Source organism: Alteromonas sp. H39 (assembly GCF_047556435.1).
In the GTDB taxonomy this organism is placed as follows: domain Bacteria; phylum Pseudomonadota; class Gammaproteobacteria; order Enterobacterales; family Alteromonadaceae; genus Alteromonas.
In genome coordinates, this window is sequence record NZ_CP180210.1 from 1281396 (window position 1) to 1301640 (window position 20245).

The window sequence follows — 20245 nt, forward strand, 5'->3', positions numbered from 1 at the left end:
TTATGAGCAAACAAAAGCCGTTCTCCATTGAAGAGCAAGAGGACGCTAAAGCGTGGGATTTACCCTTCGTTGAGAATCCAGCCAGCGAGGAAAAGGCGAGTCGAACCAATGCGCTGAACCGTCGTTCTGACTGGAAATACGAACCTCCTGAAGAAGAAGAGGAAATATTGCCTCCTACGCTGGAGGAAATTGAAGCGATCCGTCAGGCAGCGCAGGATGAAGGGTATCAGGATGGCAAAGCGCAAGGGCATGAGGAAGGGCGTGCTGCTGGCTTTGAAGAAGGCAAGAATGCAGGTTATGAAGAGGGCCTTGAGCTTGGTAAGGCGCAGGGTCTGGAAGAAGGACAGCAGCAAATTAATGAGCAATCTGAACGTTTCTCTTTACTTGCCGACGCCCTCACTGCTCCTTTAAGTCAGGCTAATGATGAAACACGTCAACAACTGGTAAAGCTGGCAGTGTCGCTGGCTCGCGCAGTGATCCGTACCGAAATCAAAAGCAGTGAAGACGTTATCCTTCAGGCGCTGTCAGAAGGCTTAAAAGCGCTGCCGATAAACGAAACCGCATACCAGATTCACATGCATCCTGATGATGTAGAACGCGTCACTGCCCATTTTGGTGAGGAAGAGGTGAAAGCCAAAGGCTGGCAGCTGATTGGCGCTCCTGGAATGGCGGAAGGTGGATGCGATATCACCACCTCGCAAAATGCTGTGGATGTGTCTATCGAAAGACGATGTCGCGATGTGCTGGAAAAATTCTTGTTAGAGCAGGGACTGGATAGTGAGTAACCCCTGGCACAGCTATCTCGATAATCTGCAAAAGCAGGTGCCTGTACCACCGATAGTCGCAGCCGGAAAACTGGTTCGTGGTATCGGGCTGACGCTGGAAGCTGTGGGATGCCAGATGCCAGTTGGCAGTCAGTGTTTGGTACAAACCATCGAGGGCGAAATTGAAGCTGAAGTTGTGGGCTTTGGCGATGATATTACCTACCTTATGCCTACTGAAGCGGTGCGAGGCATTGTGCCGGGAAGCCGTGTACTGCCGCTGAATCGCGAAAGCGGGCTGGCAGTTGGAATGGGCTTGCTGGGTAGAGTGATTGACGGTAACGGTCAGCCTCTTGACGGACTGGGTGCTATTGTCGCAGATACTCGCGTGCCGACTTCGCGCCCGCCAATCAATCCACTGTCCCGTCGTCCTATCGAAAAGCCAATGGATGTTGGCGTACGAGCGATAAACGCGCTGAATACGGTGGGGATTGGTCAACGTATGGGACTGTTTGCGGGCAGTGGCGTAGGGAAAAGTGTGTTGTTAGGCATGATGACCCGGGGCAGCGAAGCCGATGTAGTCGTGGTTGGGCTGGTGGGCGAGCGGGGGCGTGAGGTAAAAGAGTTTATTCACGATATTCTGACAGAAGAAGAGCGTCAGCGTGCTGTTGTTGTTGCGGCGCCTGCCGATACCTCGCCGTTAATGCGTCTGAAAGGCTGTGAGACTGCCGTGACAGTGGCCGAATATTTTCGCGATCAGGGCATGAACGTGTTGCTGCTGATTGACTCGTTAACCCGTTATGCGATGGCACAGCGCGAAATTGCTCTGGCTGTGGGAGAGCCGCCAGCAACGAAAGGCTATCCGCCTTCTGTGTTCGCCAGGCTTCCCGCGCTGGTCGAGCGCGCGGGTAACGGCAGCGAGAGACAAGGCTCAATTACCGCGTTTTATACTGTGCTGACAGAAGGCGATGACCTCCAGGATCCAATCGCAGATACCGCAAGAGCCATATTAGATGGGCATGTTGTGTTATCTCGTGCGCTGGCTGACAGCGGTCATTACCCGGCGATAGATATAGAAGCGTCGATCAGTCGCGTAATGCCTGCGGTGGTCAGCGATGAGCATCTGATGCAGGCACGACGTATTCGCCAGGTGTATTCCAACTACAAGCAAAACCAGGATCTCATTGCGATTGGCGCATATGCAAAGGGCTCGGACCCTCGCATCGATTTGGCCATACGTGCTGAACCGGCAATTAACGCATTTTTGCAGCAGGGAATGAAGCAGATCCTGCCTTATGATGAAAGCCTTGAGGGCATGAATGCACTCGCCTCCGGTCTGGGAAAAGGGTAGCTAGATGAGTAATCAACTGGAGCGTGTTGCCAAATTTGAGCGGGATAAAGAACAGCAGGCTGCACAGTTATTTCAGCAGGCGCAGACCATCGTTAACCAACAGCGACAGAAATTATCCAGCCTGGAACAATACCGCATCGATTATCTGAAGAATATCCAGCAGACAGGACAGTCAGGCGTCGGCGCAAAACAGTATACTCAGCATCTGTCATTTGTCGGAAAACTGGACAAAGCCTGCGAACAACAAACACACTATGTTTCACAAGCCGCATTGGCAGCAGACCAGCGCAAACGGCAATGGCTGGCACAACAACAGCGGTGTAAAGCTGTCGAGTTATTGATTGAGAAAAAACGCCTGGCACTGGAAAAGAAAGAGAGCCGTCGCGAGCAAAATATGCTCGATGAGTACGCCAACCGTGCATTCTTTCGCCGGTTTCACGCCAAATAACCACTTTTCATTGGCAGTTTTTTCTACTCAGGTTGCGGGGCTGCTGTGTAATTGCTGCTTTTTATGGGTTTGTCTGTAGGCCACCACTGAAACAATAATGCTGACAATAACGCCGCCGCCCAGAATTGCCCATTGATACGTTGGCGGGTGAGAATCACTGTTGAGCATCGCATTGCCACCAAGCCATCCCAGATAAGTGTAAAGGGTGGTAAGTGGAAATTGTCCGACGAGTGTGGACCAGAGATACTGACGAAATTTAACACTGGTAATGCCAAATCCGTAGTTTTTCAGCACCGCCGGAATAAACGGGGTCAGCCGAAGCAATAGGATAAGTCGCCAGGAACTATCTTCTGCAAGCTCGAGCATTTTATGACTGTTTTCATGCTTTTCAAGCCGCTTGACTATCGCATCCTTGAGCCAGAATCTGGCAATCAGAAAAGTCAGGCAGGCACCCGTCAACGCCGCGACAATTGAGACGCCAACCGCTATCCACAGGCTGAATAGTATGCCGGAAGTCACGTTGAGTATCGTGGCGGGGAAAGAAAGCGTGACCAGCAATACGTAGAGAATAAAAAATACAACAACCGCCCAGGCACCGAACGAACGCACATAGTCGATAGCACCGTTACCTGTTGCCGTGTTATCACGTACTTCCATAACAACACCACGGTGATTAAAAACGCGGTTGCCAGCATGCACTTCACCAACCAAGCATTCCTCTTTTTCATTTTTTCCTACTCTCGTTCTGTCGTACGGGGTGTTATCGGTTACGTGTTGTTACCACACATCGCGTTAACACTTTCTTCTGAAAATCATTGGTTTAGCTACGGTGATGAAATGAAAAGGTTTAAGAAATATTAATTTTTAATTTAGCTTTGCTTAACGTGTGGCGTGAGTTTCAGGTGGCGGTGATACAGCGTGGGGCGAGATTTCATGTGCATCTTGAACTGACAGGGCTCTTTGTATTGCGCGACATGAGATTAGCCACGGCATGGTAAACGTGGCAGAGGAGTGCAGGGCGCTTTCTGGTTTGCAGACAGCAAGCGTTGCCTTATTCACTTGTTCTGCGTTATTCCTTTTCATGCACGTAAGCAACGTTGGCGCATCGCATTGTGTGCGAGGCGTCGTAAACCTCAGCAAAGGGAAAGTGAAGCGCGGTGACCGTAGTTGGAACAATACTTGCTCAATCCATCTCAGTATTGATTCATTACGCCTGTTCAGGTCAAGAAAACCGTGAACTGACATGAAAACAGGATTACAGGACTCGGATTATGATGCAACAAGTTGCCACCTCTGGTTCAGAAATTGCCGCTCTGAAAGGTAAGGCCGGTAAAGGCACTCACGATGGCGCTGATCAGGGCTCCGCGTTTGACGCGATGTTCCAACAGGCGAAGTCATCCAGCCAGAAACGCACGGCGTCCGAGACAACGTCTTATCAAACCAGTCAAAAGTCAGAGACGGTAAACGCATCCTCGACTGCGCCCGGAACGAGCAAATCGGCCACCCACGAAAGGGAAAATACTGGTGTTCCTCATGAGGATAATGCAACCCGCAGTAGAGACACATCATCGTCCGATCGTGTTAACGAGCCTAAAGCCGCAGGCATCGGAAATGCAGATGACGGGGTAAAATCCACGATGCCTGTCGACCCTGAAACAGATATTCCTGATGATGGCAACCTGGTCAGTATGGATCCTAAAGAGGTCAAAATGACCTGGGATGAATGGCTGGCCTCACAGGAGGGAGAAGTGGACTGGCTGGCTTACGTCGATGCAGTCAGGCAGGCGAAAGGAGACATTGTTGATGAGTCGTTTAAAAAGGGCAAACCTGGCGATAATGGCGAAATTCTTCCGGTGATCCCATCACCGGTATCAGACAACGACGTGCTTGAAGAAGGGCGTGCCGGACAGTCCGAAGACCACGCAGCGGGAATTATCCCGGACGCACCAGATGAAGAGACGTTGAAGGCAAATATTGCCGTGTTCTCAGAAGTGTTAGTGAAATCTGTGAATGAGTCCGGCGAGCCAAAGCCTGATGATGGCAAGCAGGAAATTCTGCCTATTATGCCAATTATCGAAAAGCTTTCAGAGCTGTTAGCGAAGCAAAGTCAGCAGCAAGCAACTGGCGACTCGACAGAGTCAAACATGAATGAACAAATTCAGGCGCTTGCCGCGCAGCTGACAGGAGCCTTAAAGGCAACTCAGCAAGGGCAATCAGTTGCGGCCAAGGCAAACACAACGGAAAACAATCTTGGTTTTACTATCAATGATTTGATTGCCAGCCTTAAAGGTGAAGCCGAGCCCAGTGGTCATCAAGCAGATGCTGAATTATTGCTGGATCTGATACAAACAGAGATGTTGGCGACGGCCGGAGGTAAAGCGGATACTACCAGCGTTACATCCGACAATCTGATGCAAGCTGGCGCTGGAACGGGTAGTGCCGAAATGGCGGGTGAAGAGGCTATAGCCATGCGTCAGCTAATCAGCGATATGATGCAATTGTCCGATGGCAGCCAGAGTAAAGTTACGCAGTCGCTGGCTGATAAGGTTGTCGCTCTGCTTCCACCCACAGCCAGTGATCAGCAACAACAGACGGTAAAGCAAGCCGTGATTGTCGGCGTGCAGGAGTTGCAGTCGCAACTTTCTCAGGGGCATGAGCCAGGCATAGATTTAAAGGCCATCATTGCGGATGCCATAAAAGAAGCCAACATTCCGGTAACCAGTCAAATGATGACGCAGGCTGAACAGCAGGTTTCACAACTGCATCAATTGCTAAGTACCGCACAGTCAGCCGCCCATCAAAGTGCAACTGCTCAAATGGCATCAGCTGATACTGTGATTCAGGAAAATACGCAGGTACGCACTGAAGCGACGAAGGCACAGCATCAGGCTGATAGTATGGACAAACCAGTAAATATCACGAAAGCCGAAGGACTCCAGCAACTGAATGAGAAAATTCGCTGGATGATGAGTGCCCGCAATATGATGGCTGAAATCCGCCTCGATCCTCCCGAACTCGGTAGTATGCAGGTCAGGGTGAACATGTCGGGTGATACAGCCAGCGTGAATTTTGTAGTGCAGTCTCAGCAAGCCCGGGATGCGCTAGCAGATGCTACGCCGCGATTACGTGACATGCTTGCCGAGCAGGGCATTGAGCTGGGAGAATCGTTTGTGCAGCAGCAATCCAGCGGACAGGGCGAAACCGGCGAAAATGGTGATGGCCAGTTTGCCGGAGGCGGTTCCCAAAGCGCTGGAGAAGATGACACGCAGATAATTGAACAGCCGGTAACCCGTGAATCTCTGGGCGGAATTGACTACTATGCATAAAAACTTATCGACTTTGACTTTAGCAGCATTGCCATTTACAGCTGAAGTCCGATAATACGCCCAATGCATTTTTAGGGATTAGCTATGGCTGAAGAAGAGTTACAAATTGAAGAAGGCGGAAAGAAAGGCAAAATGATGATGCTCATCATTATTGCTGTAGTCGTGGTTGTCGGTGGCGGCGCAGTATACTTCTTTTTGTTTTCCGGTGACGATACCCCTGCTGCTGAGCAGCTGACTGCCTCTGATGGTTCTATACCCCAGCAGGCGCCGGTGTCGAATGCACAGGTAGGAACGGCGTTATATGTCGCCATGCCACGGCCTTTCGTGTTTAACGTGCCCGGTAGTGGCCGCGACCGGTTAGTGCAGATAAAAGTACAGTTATTGGTGCGTGGTTCCGATAACGAAGAAACAGCCAAGTCACATATTCCGCTGATTGAAGGTACGTTGCTACAGATATTCAGTACCGCAAATGCCGATGACCTGGTGACCGAAGCGGGCAAAATTGAATTGAGAGACCGTGCCGTTGAAGAAGTGCAGCGCGCGATGAACGAGATTACCGGCAAAAATGTCGTTGAACGTGTGTTGTTCACCGGCTTTGTCATGCAATAACAGGAAAAGACTGTGAGTGATTTACTATCCCAGGACGAAATCGACGCGCTACTGCATGGCGTCGATGATGTAGAAGAAGAAGAGGCCGGCGATTCGCCCTCCGACGCTTCTGCGTTGGAATATGATTTCTCTTCACAGGACAGAATTGTACGTGGACGTATGCCGACGCTGGAAATTGTGAATGAGCGATTCGCCCGGCATATGCGGGTAAGCTTGTTCAACATGATGCGTCGCTCTGCTGAAGTGTCGATTAACGGCATCCAGATGATTAAGTTTGGCGAGTACATACACACCCTGTTTGTACCGACCAGCCTTAACATGGTGCGTTTCCGTCCGCTCAAGGGCACTGGACTAATCACCATGGAAGCGAGGCTCGTATTCATTCTGGTTGATAACTTCTTTGGTGGTGATGGGCGTTATCACGCCAAAATTGAAGGCCGGGAATTCACGCCCACCGAACGGCGTATTATTCAGATGCTTCTGAAAATCATTTTTGAGGATTATAAAGAAGCCTGGGCGCCGGTGATGGATGTGTCTTTTGAATACCTCGACTCTGAAGTTAACCCGGCGATGGCAAACATTGTCAGCCCCACTGAGGTGGTGGTGATCAGTTCGTTTCACATTGAGTTAGACGGTGGTGGCGGCGATTTTCACGTATCGCTACCCTATTCGATGCTTGAGCCAATCCGAGAACTGCTTGATGCCGGTGTACAAAGTGACAAAGAAGATACGGACTTACGCTGGAGCAAAGCGCTTCGCGATGAGATCATGGATGTCAAAGTGGCACTTACCACGCATATGCTGGATGTGGACGTGCCCTTAAAAGATGTCATGGAATTTAAGCCCGGTGACATTATTCCCATTGATATGCCGGAATACATCACGGTGTTGATAGAAGAATTACCGACGTTTCGCGCCAAGCTGGGACGTTCCAGAGACAATCTGGCACTGAAGATTACAGAGAAGATCCCTCGTCCAACGTCGGTGAAATCTGAGCTACAGTTATTAACACGCGGTGGTCGCATTATTGATAATGATGCGGAACTGCAAGTACTCGAAGAAGACCTGTAAGGTTGTTTGGAAAATGAGGCATTCCTATGAGTGAAGAAGACGGTATGGACGATTGGGCCGCTGCCATGGCAGAACAGGCCGAATCTGAAGAAGGCGGTGAGAACGCCGGCGAAGACGGCGAAGACGTTAAAGTTGCCGAACTCGACGAACTCACTGACGATGCGCCCATCAGCAATGAAGAAAAGAAGAAACTGGATACTATTTTAGATATTCCGGTGACGATTTCGATGGAAGTAGGGCGTAGTCAGATAAGCATTCGAAATTTATTACAGTTAAACCAGGGTTCTGTTGTTGAACTGGACCGGGTCGCGGGTGAGCCATTAGATGTTTTGGTTAATGGCACGTTGATTGCTCATGGAGAAGTAGTAGTGGTCAACGATAAATTCGGGATTCGGTTAACCGATGTTATTAGTCAAATCGAAAGAATTAAAAAGCTTAGGTAAAACTCTTTTAAAAGCAGGAGGTTGCATGTTGCTTCCTCTTGCTTTCTCCGCTCAGGTCAGTGCGCAAAGCACGCAATCTATCACCAATCCAGCTTCCGTAGTGTCAATTTTCCTATCACTTTTATTGGTGTGCGGGATTATTTTTGCGCTTGCGTACATCATGCGTCGATTTAATGTCACTCATGCCGGAAATGGTCAGATGAAAGTGGTGTCCAGCATGATGGCCGGGGCAAAAGAGAAGGTGATGGTTATTCAGGTGGGTGATGAGCAGCACCTGATCGGCGTGACTGCAAACAATATCAATCACTTGAGTAAGCTGGAAAAAAAACTTGAGGTAGCCAAACCATCGGTAAGCGGCCAGGGCGAACAGTTTAAGCAAAAGCTGGTAGCAGCCATGGCGGGCAAACTGAACCCTGCGATTAAGGAGACGGCACATGACAAGTAGTCGTTTCCTTCGCTTCGCAGGCGTTGTACTGGCGCTGTTTGTGTTAAGCAGTGAACCTGTGCTGGCTCAGCAGGGCATTTCTGCGGTTACGGTAAGCACCAACCCGGACGGGACACAAGACTACACCATGACGCTGCAGGCGCTGTTTATCATGACAGCGCTAAGTCTGATCCCGGCGTTTATTATGATGATGACGTCTTTCACCCGAATTATCGTGGTGCTGTCAATTCTTCGTCAGGCGATAGGCCTTCAGCAGTCGCCGTCAAACCAAATCCTTATTGGTGTCAGCCTGTTCTTATCGATGTTCATTATGAAGCCCGTTTTCGATGAAATTAACGAAAGAGCACTGCAGCCGTATCTGGCAGAAGAAATGTCTTCCAAGGATGCGCTGGAAGAAGCCAAGGGGCCGATGCGCGCCTTTATGCTTTCGCAAACCCGGGTGAAAGATTTAGAAACCTTTGTGCGTATTGCCGGTGAAGAAGATAAATACCAGGATCCCGCTGACGTTCCGTTGACGATCCTTATCCCATCATTTGTGACCAGTGAGCTGAAAACCGCCTTTCAAATCGGTTTTATGTTGTTCATACCGTTTCTGATCATCGATCTGGTTGTGGCCTCAATCCTGATGGCCATGGGTATGATGATGCTATCGCCTATGATTGTGTCATTGCCGTTCAAGCTCATGCTGTTCGTGCTGGTGGATGGCTGGAACCTGATATTCGGCACACTGGCCACCAGTTTCGGCATGGGCGTGTAGGAGAGCGGTATGTCACCTGAGGTTTTTGTTGAAATACTGCGCGAAGCCATGTTTATGGTTATTCTGCTGGTGTCTGCAGTGATTGTTCCCAGCTTAATCGTGGGCTTAATTGTTGCGGTGTTTCAGGCTGCCACTTCCATTAACGAGCAAACCATGAGCTTCCTGCCGCGTCTGGTGGTTACCCTGCTGGCATTAAGCTGGGGCGGCAACTGGCTGGTGCAGCAGTTAATGGATTACTTCTATCACATGGTTGAGTTGATTCCTCAGGTTGTTGGCTAATCATGGAATACGAGTTAAGCACTATCAATCAGTTTTTAGCGGATATGCTGTTGCCCTTTATGCGCATCAGCGGCTTGTTTGCCGCCATGATTGGATTAAGTGCGAAATCGATTCCGACCCCAGTGCGCGCGTTACTGGCAATCATGTTGACGTTGGTCATCATGCCGGTGGTGCCGCCGTCTCCGGTCACCGATATGGTGAATCTGGGCACCTTTGTACTGGGCATTCAGCAGCTTCTTATTGGTATCGCGATTGGGTTTGTATCGATGATGGTGTTAAATTCCTTCGTGTTGGCCGGACAGGTGGTAGCGATGCAGACCGGTCTGGGGTTTGCTTCTATCGTTGACCCGGTAAACGGCATTAACGTGCCCGCAGTAGGGCAGTTTTATCTGATTCTGGCTACGCTTCTGTTCTGGGCAATGGACGGGCATTTGTCGATGATCCAGATGATAGTGATGAGCTTTGAGGCTTTTCCTATTGGCGCGGAGTGGTTTAGTGGTGACCAATTACGCTCAATTGCTCACTGGGGCGGCTGGATGTTTGTCTCAGCACTGACATTATCATTAGCGCCAATTGTATCGCTGCTGATTGTTAATCTGGCATTCGGAGTTATGACCAAAGCCTCACCACAGTTAAATATTTTCAGTATTGGTTTCCCTATTGCTCAGGTCATGGGGCTGATTATTATCTGGATAACCATGGGCAACTTCACCAGCCACTTTGAGCAGCAATGGGCACGGGCGCAGCAGTTTATTTGCGAACTCCTTCGCATTTGCCCGCCTTAGGAGAGTGACGGATGGCTGACACTCACGAAAAAACAGAAGACCCCACGGGGAAAAAACTCGATGATGCCCGAAAAAAAGGGCAGTTAGCGCGATCTCGCGAGTTATCTACTGCGTTGGTGCTGATTGTCAGTGCGCTGATGTTCCTAGTGGTCGGTGGCTACATTGCCAAAGCCGTATATGTGGTTACACGTCGTTCGTTTATTCTGTCACGGGACGAAACCTATGATGTGACCCATATGTTTTCTGCATGGGGGGAAGCCATATCGAATATCAGTTTTCCGGTGTTAAGTTATATGACAGTCTCCATGATCGCAGGGATTTACGGTTCCATTGCCCTTGGTGGGTATAACTTCACCTGGGAGTCAGCAAAACCTAAAGCCAGTAAAATGAATCCATTGTCTGGCATTAAGCGCATGTTCGGAACGAACGGCCTGGTAGAGCTGATTAAATCGATTGCCAAGTTTTTTGTTATTGCGGCAATGGCCCTAATCGCCTTGTTTATTTTTCGTGATGAAGCACTGCATCTGGATATGGAATTGTATCCAGGAAATATATTTCACGCGCTGGACATGCTGGAGTGGGCGTTCTTTATCCTGGTGCTGGGCATGCTGCCAATTGTGGCGATCGACGTGCCATACCAGATTTATAAGCACAAAGAAGAAATGAAAATGACCAAGCAGGAGGTCAAGGATGAGCGCAAAAATGCCGAAGGGGATCCTCAGGTCAAAGGGCGTATCCGTCGCTTGCAATATCAGGCGGCTGCTCAGCGAATGATGCAGGAAGTCCCGCATGCTGACGTGGTTGTTACCAACCCCACCCATTTCTCGGTGGCAATTAAATACGATGATAACGGCAACCGTGCACCGGTTGTCGTGGCCAAAGGCGTGGATGAACTTGCCATGCATATCAGAAAAATTGCTACCGCCAATGATGTACCGCTGATCCCTTCGCCGATGTTGGCCAGGGCCATTTATTACTCCACTGAAATCGATGAGGAAGTGCCGCAAAAGCTGTTTATGGCTGTTGCGCAGATACTGGCGTATGTTTATCAGTTAAAAGCCTACCGTTCAGGTAAAGGCAAGCGTCCGCGCCCGCTTAAACGTGACCTTCCGATACCGCCGGAATACAGGCGCTAACATGTCTGCTATCGTGCGCGAATCATCAAGCCTAAGGCTATGAAAATTAAAAACTAACTGGAATATTCTGCAACCTGAAATCAAGCTGGCACGGTAGTTGTAATATCACGTTCAGACAGGCAGTAAGTGTCAAAATTCTGATAGTGAGATGAAACGCGATGGTGTTATCAGGTTACCTGCGGCGGTTTGACAAAAACCAATTGCAAAACGTTACCAGCGGGCTCGGTGCGCCGATAGTGTTGCTGGCTATTATGGGCATGGTTATCTTGCCCATGCCGCCTTTTCTTCTTGACGTGCTCTTTAGCTTCAATATCGCGTTATCGCTGGTGATTATTCTGGTAGCGGTATTCACACAGCGCCCGGTTGATTTCGGTATTTTTCCCCTTGTTTTACTTATTGCGACCGTTCTGCGGCTGGCGCTGAACGTCGCCTCTACGCGGGTCGTACTGCTCTACGGGCACGAGGGGGGCGATGCTGCCGGTAAGGTCATTGAAGCCTTTGGTGAAGTGGTTATCGGTGGCAACTATGCTGTCGGTGTCGTGGTCTTTGCAATCCTTTTGATCATCAATTTTAAAGTGGTCACCGCAGGTGCCGGCCGGATTTCAGAAGTTGGTGCTCGCTTTACCCTTGATGCCATGCCGGGTAAGCAAATGGCGATTGATGCCGACCTGAATGCTGGCTATATCGATCAGGACCAGGCGCGTCAGCGACGCGAAGAGATTACCGCTGAGGCGGATTTTTACGGCTCGATGGACGGTGCGTCGAAATTTGTGAAAGGAGACGCGGTTGCTGGCCTTTTCATTATGCTGATCAATATCGTGGGCGGTCTGTTCATCGGTATGATCCAGCACGATCTCAGTTTTGGCAACGCTATTGAGGTATACACCATACTTACGATTGGTGATGGTCTGGTTGCGCAAATTCCGTCGCTGCTGCTTTCGGTTGCCACCGCCATTATCGTGACGCGTGAAAACGAAGACCAGGAGATGGGGAAAGAGATTCAATCCCAGTTGGGCAATCAACAGGCGCTGTACATTGCTGCCGGCGTGTTGTTTGTGATGGGGATTATTCCAGGTATGCCTCACCTTGCGTTTTTGAGTTTTGCGGCGATAGCGGCAGGTTATGCGTACTGGCAGGGTGTACAGGCCAAGCGAGCAGCAGAAGCACCGGCACCCTCTACCAGCCTGGAAAAGCAGGAAGGTGCAACGCCGGAAGTGAAAGAGCTCGGTTGGGATGATGTGCAGCAGGTTGACACTATCGGTCTGGAAGTGGGCTATCGCCTGATTCCGCTGGTAGATAAATCTCAGGGCGGCGAGCTGTTAACCCGCATTAAAGGGGTACGTAAAAAGCTTTCTCAGGAGCTGGGCTTTCTTATCCCGCCGGTACACATTCGCGATAATCTCGACCTAGATCCTAACGCCTATACCATTGCTATGTTGGGGGTCACTATCGGTGATGCGCAAATCAGCCATGACGAAGAATTGGCGATTAACCCAGGGCAAGTATTTGGCAAGCTGGAAGGTAGGGCAACAAAAGATCCGGCCTTTGGACTGGATGCCGTATGGATCAAACCAAATAAACGCGAGCATGCGCAAACGCTGGGATATACCGTGGTAGATGCCGCCACCGTAGTTGCTACTCACTTAAGTCAGCTGCTTACCAACAATGCTTACCAGTTGCTTGGACACGAAGAGGTTCAGCAATTGCTGGATATGCTGGCGAAGAGCAATCCGAAGCTGGTGGAAGGCCTGGTACCGGATATTCTGCAGTTAAGTACCGTGGTGAAAGTACTGCAAACGCTGCTGTTTGAAGGGGTTCCTATCCGCGATATGCGCACGATTGTTCAAACCCTAAGTGAGTACGGGCCGAAGAGTCAGGATCCAGATGTATTGGTGTCAGCGGTGCGTATTTCGCTGAAGCGTTTAATTGTTCAGGAAATTACTGCGGGTAGTAAAGAAATCCCTGTCATTACTTTGGCACCAGAACTGGAACAGATGTTGCACCAGTCGCTTCAGGCAGGCGGAGAAGATGGCGCAGGCATTGAACCGGGACTGGCAGATAAGCTACAGCAGTCGCTGCAGCAGGCCAGTCAGCAGCAGGAACTGGCGGGCGAACCCGCAGTATTGCTGACATCCGGTATGTTACGCCCTGTGTTGTCACGTTTCTTAAAATATTCAGTCGCCGGATTACATGTTCTGTCTTATCAGGAAGTACCGGACGACAAACAAATAAAAATTGTCAGCTCTGTGGGTCAATAATCTGACACCCGGCGAGTAACGAGGTTGCAATGAAAATCAGACGTTTTTTTGGCAAAGATATGCGTGAGGCGTTAAGCCAGGTGAAAGCCGAGCTGGGTAGCGATGCAGTGATAATGTCTAACCGTAAAGTGGCGGATGGCATCGAACTGGTCGCGGCGTATGACAAGGAACCCGATGCAAAATTGTCGTTTGGGAAAAAGCAAGGTATGGCGACAGCCAAGCCCGCACAAGCGAAAAGCAACGGCACGCCCAGTCTGAGTGAGATTATTGGTGATGATGGTCCTGACTCGTTACGTGCACTGCTGGAAAAGCAGCAACAAGCTCGGGCAGAAAAACTGGCTGCAGAATCTCCCTCACGCCAGGCTCCACAGGCACAGGAATCATCACAGGCGCAACCTGAAGCGACGGGCACAACCCGCCAGTCTGCTTATGCCGATACACGTCCTTCATTTGAGAAGATGCAGAAGGACAGCGGTTCGGATTTCGCTAACTTATTTGCTGATGTCACTCACGATGCATCTGCTGTTGAAAAGCCTCCTGTGATGCAGTCAAACAGCGAACTGGAAAGTATTAAAGAAGAACTAGCATCACTACGTAATGTGTTGCAGTTTCAGGTTGCGGATTTGATGGAAAACAAACAGCGCCGTCAGCGCCCGGTACATCATTATCTCTCACAGCGTTTACAGGAAATGGGTATAAGTTCATCACTGGCGCAGCAACTCATTCACTATACCCCGGCAGAGAGTAACGAGCGTGACGCCTGGCTGTATTCTCTTAACTTGCTGGCAAATCGCATCAACGTAAGCGGTAACGATATTCTTAAACAGTCTGGTGTGGTGGCATTGGTAGGGCCAACCGGTACGGGGAAAACCACTACCGTGGCTAAACTTGCTGCGCGTTATGCACAAAAATACGGTGCCGATCAGGTGGCGATGATAACTATCGATACCTACCGTATTGCGGCATTTGAGCAACTGGCAACGTATGGAAAAATTATCGGCTGCACCGTGCGAAAAGCACAAAGCAGCGAAGAACTGGCCGATGGTCTGTTCCAACTGCGTCATAAGCGCCTGATCCTGATTGATACCGCCGGTTTCAGTCAGCGCGATAGCCGTCTAATCAAACAGTTAAGTCAGTTTGATAATGGCCAGATGCAACCGGTGCGTAAATACTTAGTTGCGCAGGCCAATACGCAATATCCTGCGTTACAGCGTATCATTGAGGCCTATTCTCCAGTGAAACTGGACGGATGCATTTTTACTAAGCTGGATGAGTGCTACAGTTTAGGTGAGGTGATTAGTGCGGCAGTGGAATACCAACTGCCAGTGAGCTATGTTACTGATGGGCAGCAGGTTCCTGAAGATATTAAAGTCGCAGAAGCGAAATCTCTGGTATCTGCTGCGGCAAAGCTTTATAAAAAGTACGGATTGAATCATACTAGTGGCAACAATGAAGTAAATGCAGCACGAGCAGTATGATCGAAGATCAAGCGAGTAGCTTACGAAAGATGAATCAGTCACGATTAATCAAAGTCATCGCCGTTACCGGAGGTAAAGGCGGTGTAGGAAAAACCAACATCACGCTGAATACCGCCATTTCTATGGCGAAACAGGGTAAGCGTGTCATGGTACTGGACGCCGACCTCGGTCTGGCGAACGTCGACGTGATGCTGGGACTGCGGGTAGAAAAAAACCTTTCCCACGTGCTCTCTGGTGAATGTACGCTAGACGAAGTGTTGGTAACCGGCCCCCACGGTATTAAAATTGCGCCCGCTACCTCCGGTACGCAATCTATGACTGAACTCACTCCGACAGAACATGCCGGACTCATCCGTGCGTTCAGTGAACTACGTTCCCAAATAGATGTGCTTATTGTCGATACCGCCGCGGGTATTTCCGATATGGTGCTGAGCTTCTCGAAAGCCTCACAGGATATTATGGTGGTGGTTTGCGATGAACCCACCTCGCTGACGGATGCTTATGCACTGATTAAAATTCTGAACCGTGAACACGGCGTGTTCCGGTTTAAAATTGTCGCCAATATGGTTCGTGATGTCAGGGAAGGGCAGGAGCTATTTAGCAAGCTGTCGAAAGTAACGGGGCGTTTTCTTGATGTCGCTCTGGAATTGGTCGCTACGGTGCCATTTGATGAGAACATCCGCCGGGCAGTAAGAAAGCAAACGGCTATTGTCGATGCGTACCCTGGTTCTCCTGCTGCCATGGCAATTTCTCAGCTGGCGAAAAAGGCGATATCCTGGCCTATTCCAAATCAACCAGGCGGCCATCTCGAATTTTTCATTGAACAATTGGTTTCACATAAAGTCGCGGGAAGTCAACGTTGAATAGCAAAGCTGCTGCTTACCAACAACAAACAGACAAGTCACAACTCGTCGAAAGGCATGCTCCGCTGGTAAAACGCATTGCGCATCATCTGATGGCACGTTTACCTGCCAGTGTGCTGGTGGATGATTTAATACAGTCTGGCATGATTGGATTGTTGGAAGCAGCAAGGAACTTTGACGGCTCAAAAGGCGCAAGCTTCGAGACCTTCGCGGGTATTCGTATTCGCGGCGCTATGCTTGATGAAATCCGTAAAGGGGACTGGACGCCGCGCTCAGTGCACAAAAATGGTCGTGCGATAACGGAAGCGATTTCGTTGGTTGAAAGCGAGACAGGCCGTGACGCCAGAGATGTGGATGTTGCCGCAAAGCTGAATGTCAGCTTGCAGGATTACCACCAAATGCTCAATGAAGTCAGTGCCGGGAAAATACTTGGTATTGAAGATCTTGGTGTTTCCGAAGATGTCATAACCACCGAACAAAACCGCGGTAATGATTCTCCGCTAGAAGATTTGATGCAAGGCGCTTTTCAAAAAGCACTTGCTCATGCTATTACTACATTACCTGAACGGGAAGCGATTGTGCTGTCTTTATACTATGATGAAGAGCTAAACCTGCGTGAGATTGGTGAGGTGCTTGAAGTCAGTGAATCGAGAGTCAGCCAGATACACAGCCAGGCCATGTTAAAACTCAAATCACGAATGAAGTCGTGGCAGGCTGATGAGTCATAATTATTAATAACGATTAAACCCTCACTGGAGGCCATTTTGGACAAGAATATGAAAATTCTCGTGGTCGATGATTTTTCCACCATGAGACGTATCATAAAAAACCTGCTTAAAGATTTGGGGTTCTCCAATATCCAGGAAGCGGACGATGGAAACACCGCATTGCCCATGTTACAACAAGGCGATTTTGACTTTGTCGTTACAGACTGGAACATGCCCGGTATGCAGGGGATTGACCTGCTTAGAGCTATTCGTGCTGACGATAAGCTTAAGCACCTGCCAGTACTGATGGTAACCGCTGAAGCTAAGAAAGAGCAGATTGTTGCTGCGGCGCAAGCTGGCGTGAATGGCTATGTTGTGAAACCGTTTACTGCAGCAACGCTTAAAGAGAAGCTTGATAAAATCTTCGAACGTTTAGGTTGATCCAGACGCTTCCCCAGAACTATGAGGTCACTGGATGTCAACGAATGCTAATGTCCCCATCACGCTCGAAGAGGCTAAACAGTTAGTTGCGTATCTGGAGTCGGGCGATAACGACTCTGCAAACGCCATACTCGAAGCTGTCTCAATGAAAGAGTCTGTTGAACTCTTCGCAGAAGTCGGGAAACTCACACGTCAACTTCATGACGCGCTAAATAACTTTCAGCTGGACGAGCGAATCGCAGGTCTGGCTAATGAGGATATTCCTGACGCGCAAACTCGTCTGACGTATGTCATTGAAGAAACCGAAAAAGCGGCTAATACTACAATGGATGCGGTTGAAGCCAGTATGCCGATAGCAGAAACCCTTTCAGAGCGAATCGATAAGATTATGCCTGACTGGAAAAAACTGATGAGTCGGGAAATCGAAATTGGCGAGTTTAAAACACTTTGTGGTGATTTAGACAAATTGCTAGAAGACGCATCCTCAGAATCGACTAAACTAACGGGACTGTTGACAGAAGTGTTGATGGCACAGGGTTACCAGGATCTAACGGGTCAGGTAATTCGGCGCGTAATCGAGCTGGTCAAAGAAGTAGAAGATAGTCTGGTCAATATGCTCACAATGTTTGGTGACGCTGAGACAACAACGCCGGTTACTGCTAAACAATCTCGAAAAGAGACCGATAAGATTGGTGCAGAAGGGCCAATTATCGATGCAGACAAGCGCGACGATGTCGTGCAGGGCCAGGATGATGTGGACGACCTTCTGTCGAGCTTAGGTTTTTAGGGGAGCGGGCGCATGTCGTTTGATGTGGACGAGGATATACTACAGGACTTTCTGGTTGAAGCTGGCGAGATCCTGGAACAATTACAAGAACAACTCGTTGATCTGGAAAACAATCCAGAAGATGCTGATTTATTAAACGCCATCTTCCGAGGCTACCATACTGTTAAAGGTGGAGCCGGATTCCTTTCACTGACAGAATTGGTAGAAATCTGCCATGGTGCCGAAAACGTCTTTGACGTGATGCGCAATGGTCAACGCACACTCACACCTGAGTTGATGGATACCATTCTTCAGGCCACGGATGTGGTCGTAGAAATGTTTGAAAAGGTTAAAGCGCGTGAGCCGCTTGAGCCTGCAGATGCTGGATTGGTCGACATTCTTCACAAACTCAGTACGCCCGAAACGCCTGATGAAAACATTTTTGGCGACGCGACGGCGGTAGGAGTGCAAACCACGGCTCCCGATTCCGAAGAGCAAGAATTTTCAGTTGAGGAAGTGCCTGAAGCACCTGAAGTCAAAGCAGTACATGAAAAAACCGGTGATGGCGGAATTGAAGACATTACCGAGGACGAGTTTGAAGCGCTTCTGGATGAACTCCACGGAAGCGGTGCACCTGGCCGTTCAGCAAAGCCTGAGACGGCGGCGCAAAAATCGGAATCGATGGGCGTAGCGCCTGAAAAGGCCGCAGCATCTGATTCTGAAGATATCACCGATGATGAATTCGAAGCGCTGCTTGATGAGTTACATGGTAAAGGCCAGTTCGTCGCAGATACCGCTCCTGCCAGTAAACCAGCACCTGCACCAGTAGAAAAAACGTCGGCGACTTCAGGTGGTGACGACGAAATCACTGACGATGAATTTGAAGCCTTACTCGATCAGTTGCATGGCAGTGGTCAGGGACCTTCAAAGGGGAAAGCGGAAACGACAGCTGCCGGGCCGTCAAAAGCGGCAGAGAAGCCACCTGTCAAAGTGGATAAAGATGCTACAGACGCAATAAAGAAAGCGAAGGCCAGTCAGCCAGCAACTTCTGCGCCTGAGAAAAAGGCTGAACCGGCCGCCCCAGCCGCCAAAGCTGCACCGAAAAAAGAAGATAAGAAAGCCACACCTGCCCAGCCTGCTGCTGAAACGACAGTTCGCGTCGATACCAAACGACTTGATCAGATCATGAACATGGTGGGTGAGCTGGTATTGGTAAGAAACCGCTTGCTGAGCCTTGGCATCAACATCGCTGATGAGAGTATGTCCAAAGCGATAGCGAACCTGGACGTGGTAACGGGCGACCTGCAGGGTGCGGTAATGAAAACCCGCATGCAGCCAATTAAGAAAGTGTTTGGCCGCTTTCCTCGCGTGGTACGTGACCTTGCGCGTAGCCTGAAAAAAGAAATTACCCTTGAGCTTCACGGTGAAGAGACCGACCTGGATAAGAACCTCGTTGAAGCGCTTGCCGATCCGTTGGTTCACCTGGTTCGAAATTCGGTTGATCATGGTATTGAAATGCCTGATGAGCGCCAGTCTGCCGGTAAACCCCGTATGGGAACCGTTACCCTGTCTGCATCACAGGAAGGGGATCATATTCTGCTGACCATCGAAGACGATGGTAAAGGAATGGATCCTGAAAAGCTTAAGCAAATAGCGATTAGCCGCGGCGTGCTCGATTCCGATGCGGCCGCTCGAATGTCAGATGTTGAAGCATTTAATCTGATATTTGCGCCAGGCTTCTCCACCAAAACGGAAATCAGTGATATTTCCGGGCGTGGTGTAGGCATGGACGTGGTGAAAACTAAAATTAATCAGTTAAATGGCACCGTCAGTATCGACTCTCAGCTTGGTAAAGGAACCCGGCTCGATATTAAAGTCCCACTGACACTGGCCATTCTGCCTACACTGATGATCGTGGTGGGCAAACAGACCTTTGCATTACCGCTGGGCGCGGTCAGCGAAATCATCAATATGGACATCAAGAAGACGAATACCGTAGATGGTCAGTTAACGATGATAGTCCGCTCCAAGGCGATCCCGCTGTTTTTCCTTGGAGACTGGCTGATTCGCGGCGCTCCAAAACGTATTGATCGTGAAAGAGGTCACGTGGTTGTTGTGCAAATTGGCACGCAACAAGTTGGCTTTGTGGTTGATGCGCTAATCGGACAGGAAGAAGTGGTAATCAAGCCTCTGGATGCGCTACTTCAGGGTACACCCGGTATGGCAGGTGCCACAATTACTTCTGATGGTGGTATCGCCTTGATCCTCGACATCCCCAGTTTATTGAAGCGGTACGCGCGTAAGGCGCTGAAGTAGGCAAG

At 49.7% G+C, this 20245-nt stretch carries 20 protein-coding genes; 19 read left to right on the plus strand and 1 reads right to left on the minus strand.

The features are described 5' to 3' along the window. Positions 1-2 precede the first annotated feature (2 nt). The 3 genes from fliH to fliJ are packed head-to-tail and all read left to right on the plus strand — an operon-like array spanning position 3 to position 2560. A complete protein-coding gene (gene fliH / locus ACLBLI_RS05575; protein ID WP_414830146.1) occupies positions 3-785 on the plus strand; it encodes a flagellar assembly protein FliH in 783 nt (260 codons plus the stop codon). Further along, on the plus strand, positions 778-2112 hold the full coding sequence (gene fliI, locus ACLBLI_RS05580) for a flagellar protein export ATPase FliI (RefSeq protein ID WP_414830147.1): 1335 nt from the start codon (positions 778-780) through the stop codon (positions 2110-2112). Before fliH ends, fliI begins: the two co-directional genes overlap by 8 nt. A gap of 4 nt (positions 2113-2116) precedes the next feature. Continuing rightward, positions 2117-2560 (plus strand): flagellar export protein FliJ, encoded by a 444-nt coding sequence (gene fliJ, locus ACLBLI_RS05585; RefSeq protein ID WP_414830148.1) that lies wholly within the window; start codon positions 2117-2119, stop codon positions 2558-2560. A 27-nt stretch (positions 2561-2587) separates the two neighbouring features. Here the strand turns inward: fliJ and ACLBLI_RS05590 are convergent, their stop codons facing one another. After that, on the minus strand, positions 2588-3217 hold the full coding sequence (locus ACLBLI_RS05590) for a TVP38/TMEM64 family protein (RefSeq protein ID WP_414830149.1): 630 nt from the start codon (positions 3215-3217) through the stop codon (positions 2588-2590). 614 nt (positions 3218-3831) lie between these two features. Here ACLBLI_RS05590 and ACLBLI_RS05595 point away from each other — a divergent pair. The 16 genes from ACLBLI_RS05595 to ACLBLI_RS05670 all read left to right on the plus strand — a co-directional run bounded on the left by ACLBLI_RS05595 (position 3832) and on the right by ACLBLI_RS05670 (position 20240). Then, entirely contained in the window at positions 3832-5886 is a 2055-nt protein-coding gene (locus ACLBLI_RS05595) for a flagellar hook-length control protein FliK (RefSeq protein WP_414830150.1), read from the plus strand. Positions 5887-5970: 84 nt separating this feature from the next. Further along, positions 5971-6495 carry a flagellar basal body-associated protein FliL gene (gene fliL / locus ACLBLI_RS05600; RefSeq protein ID WP_414830151.1) on the plus strand — a complete coding sequence of 175 codons (525 nt, stop codon included), beginning with the start codon at positions 5971-5973 and terminating at the stop codon, positions 6493-6495. 12 nt (positions 6496-6507) lie between these two features. Then, positions 6508-7566, plus strand: coding sequence for a flagellar motor switch protein FliM (fliM, locus tag ACLBLI_RS05605; RefSeq protein ID WP_414830152.1), 1059 nt, complete (start codon positions 6508-6510; stop codon positions 7564-7566). Between the two features lie 26 nt (positions 7567-7592). Then, a complete protein-coding gene (gene fliN, locus ACLBLI_RS05610; RefSeq protein ID WP_414830153.1) occupies positions 7593-8009 on the plus strand; it encodes a flagellar motor switch protein FliN in 417 nt (138 codons plus the stop codon). 28 nt (positions 8010-8037) lie between these two features. After that, positions 8038-8454 carry a flagellar biosynthetic protein FliO gene (fliO, locus tag ACLBLI_RS05615; protein ID WP_414830915.1) on the plus strand — a complete coding sequence of 139 codons (417 nt, stop codon included), beginning with the start codon at positions 8038-8040 and terminating at the stop codon, positions 8452-8454. After that, positions 8444-9211, plus strand: a complete 768-nt coding sequence (fliP, locus tag ACLBLI_RS05620; RefSeq protein ID WP_414830154.1) for a flagellar type III secretion system pore protein FliP — start codon at positions 8444-8446, stop codon at positions 9209-9211. Before fliO ends, fliP begins: the two co-directional genes overlap by 11 nt. Positions 9212-9220: 9 nt before the next feature. Beyond that, positions 9221-9490, plus strand: a complete 270-nt coding sequence (gene fliQ / locus ACLBLI_RS05625) for a flagellar biosynthesis protein FliQ (protein WP_218310808.1) — start codon at positions 9221-9223, stop codon at positions 9488-9490. A 2-nt stretch (positions 9491-9492) separates the two neighbouring features. Beyond that, positions 9493-10275: a flagellar biosynthetic protein FliR gene (gene fliR, locus ACLBLI_RS05630; protein ID WP_414830155.1), complete on the plus strand. Its 783-nt coding sequence runs from the start codon at positions 9493-9495 to the stop codon at positions 10273-10275. Positions 10276-10286: 11 nt separating this feature from the next. Beyond that, positions 10287-11411: a flagellar biosynthesis protein FlhB gene (gene flhB, locus ACLBLI_RS05635; protein WP_414830156.1), complete on the plus strand. Its 1125-nt coding sequence runs from the start codon at positions 10287-10289 to the stop codon at positions 11409-11411. 158 nt (positions 11412-11569) lie between these two features. Next, a complete protein-coding gene (flhA, locus tag ACLBLI_RS05640; protein WP_414830157.1) occupies positions 11570-13669 on the plus strand; it encodes a flagellar biosynthesis protein FlhA in 2100 nt (699 codons plus the stop codon). A gap of 29 nt (positions 13670-13698) precedes the next feature. Further along, positions 13699-15147 (plus strand): flagellar biosynthesis protein FlhF, encoded by a 1449-nt coding sequence (gene flhF, locus ACLBLI_RS05645; protein ID WP_414830158.1) that lies wholly within the window; start codon positions 13699-13701, stop codon positions 15145-15147. Then, the gene (locus ACLBLI_RS05650) at positions 15144-16010 is read left to right on the plus strand and encodes a MinD/ParA family ATP-binding protein (protein ID WP_414830159.1); all 867 of its coding nucleotides are present in this window, start codon (positions 15144-15146) and stop codon (positions 16008-16010) included. Before flhF ends, ACLBLI_RS05650 begins: the two co-directional genes overlap by 4 nt. After that, entirely contained in the window at positions 16007-16738 is a 732-nt protein-coding gene (locus ACLBLI_RS05655; RefSeq protein ID WP_414830160.1) for an RNA polymerase sigma factor FliA, read from the plus strand. The genes ACLBLI_RS05650 and ACLBLI_RS05655 overlap by 4 nt, the downstream gene beginning before the upstream one ends. A gap of 36 nt (positions 16739-16774) precedes the next feature. Next, the gene (gene cheY, locus ACLBLI_RS05660; protein WP_218310801.1) at positions 16775-17158 is read left to right on the plus strand and encodes a chemotaxis response regulator CheY; all 384 of its coding nucleotides are present in this window, start codon (positions 16775-16777) and stop codon (positions 17156-17158) included. A gap of 34 nt (positions 17159-17192) precedes the next feature. Further along, positions 17193-17945: a protein phosphatase CheZ gene (locus ACLBLI_RS05665; protein ID WP_414830161.1), complete on the plus strand. Its 753-nt coding sequence runs from the start codon at positions 17193-17195 to the stop codon at positions 17943-17945. Between the two features lie 12 nt (positions 17946-17957). Beyond that, the gene (locus tag ACLBLI_RS05670) at positions 17958-20240 is read left to right on the plus strand and encodes a chemotaxis protein CheA (RefSeq protein ID WP_414830162.1); all 2283 of its coding nucleotides are present in this window, start codon (positions 17958-17960) and stop codon (positions 20238-20240) included. Positions 20241-20245 lie beyond the last annotated feature (5 nt).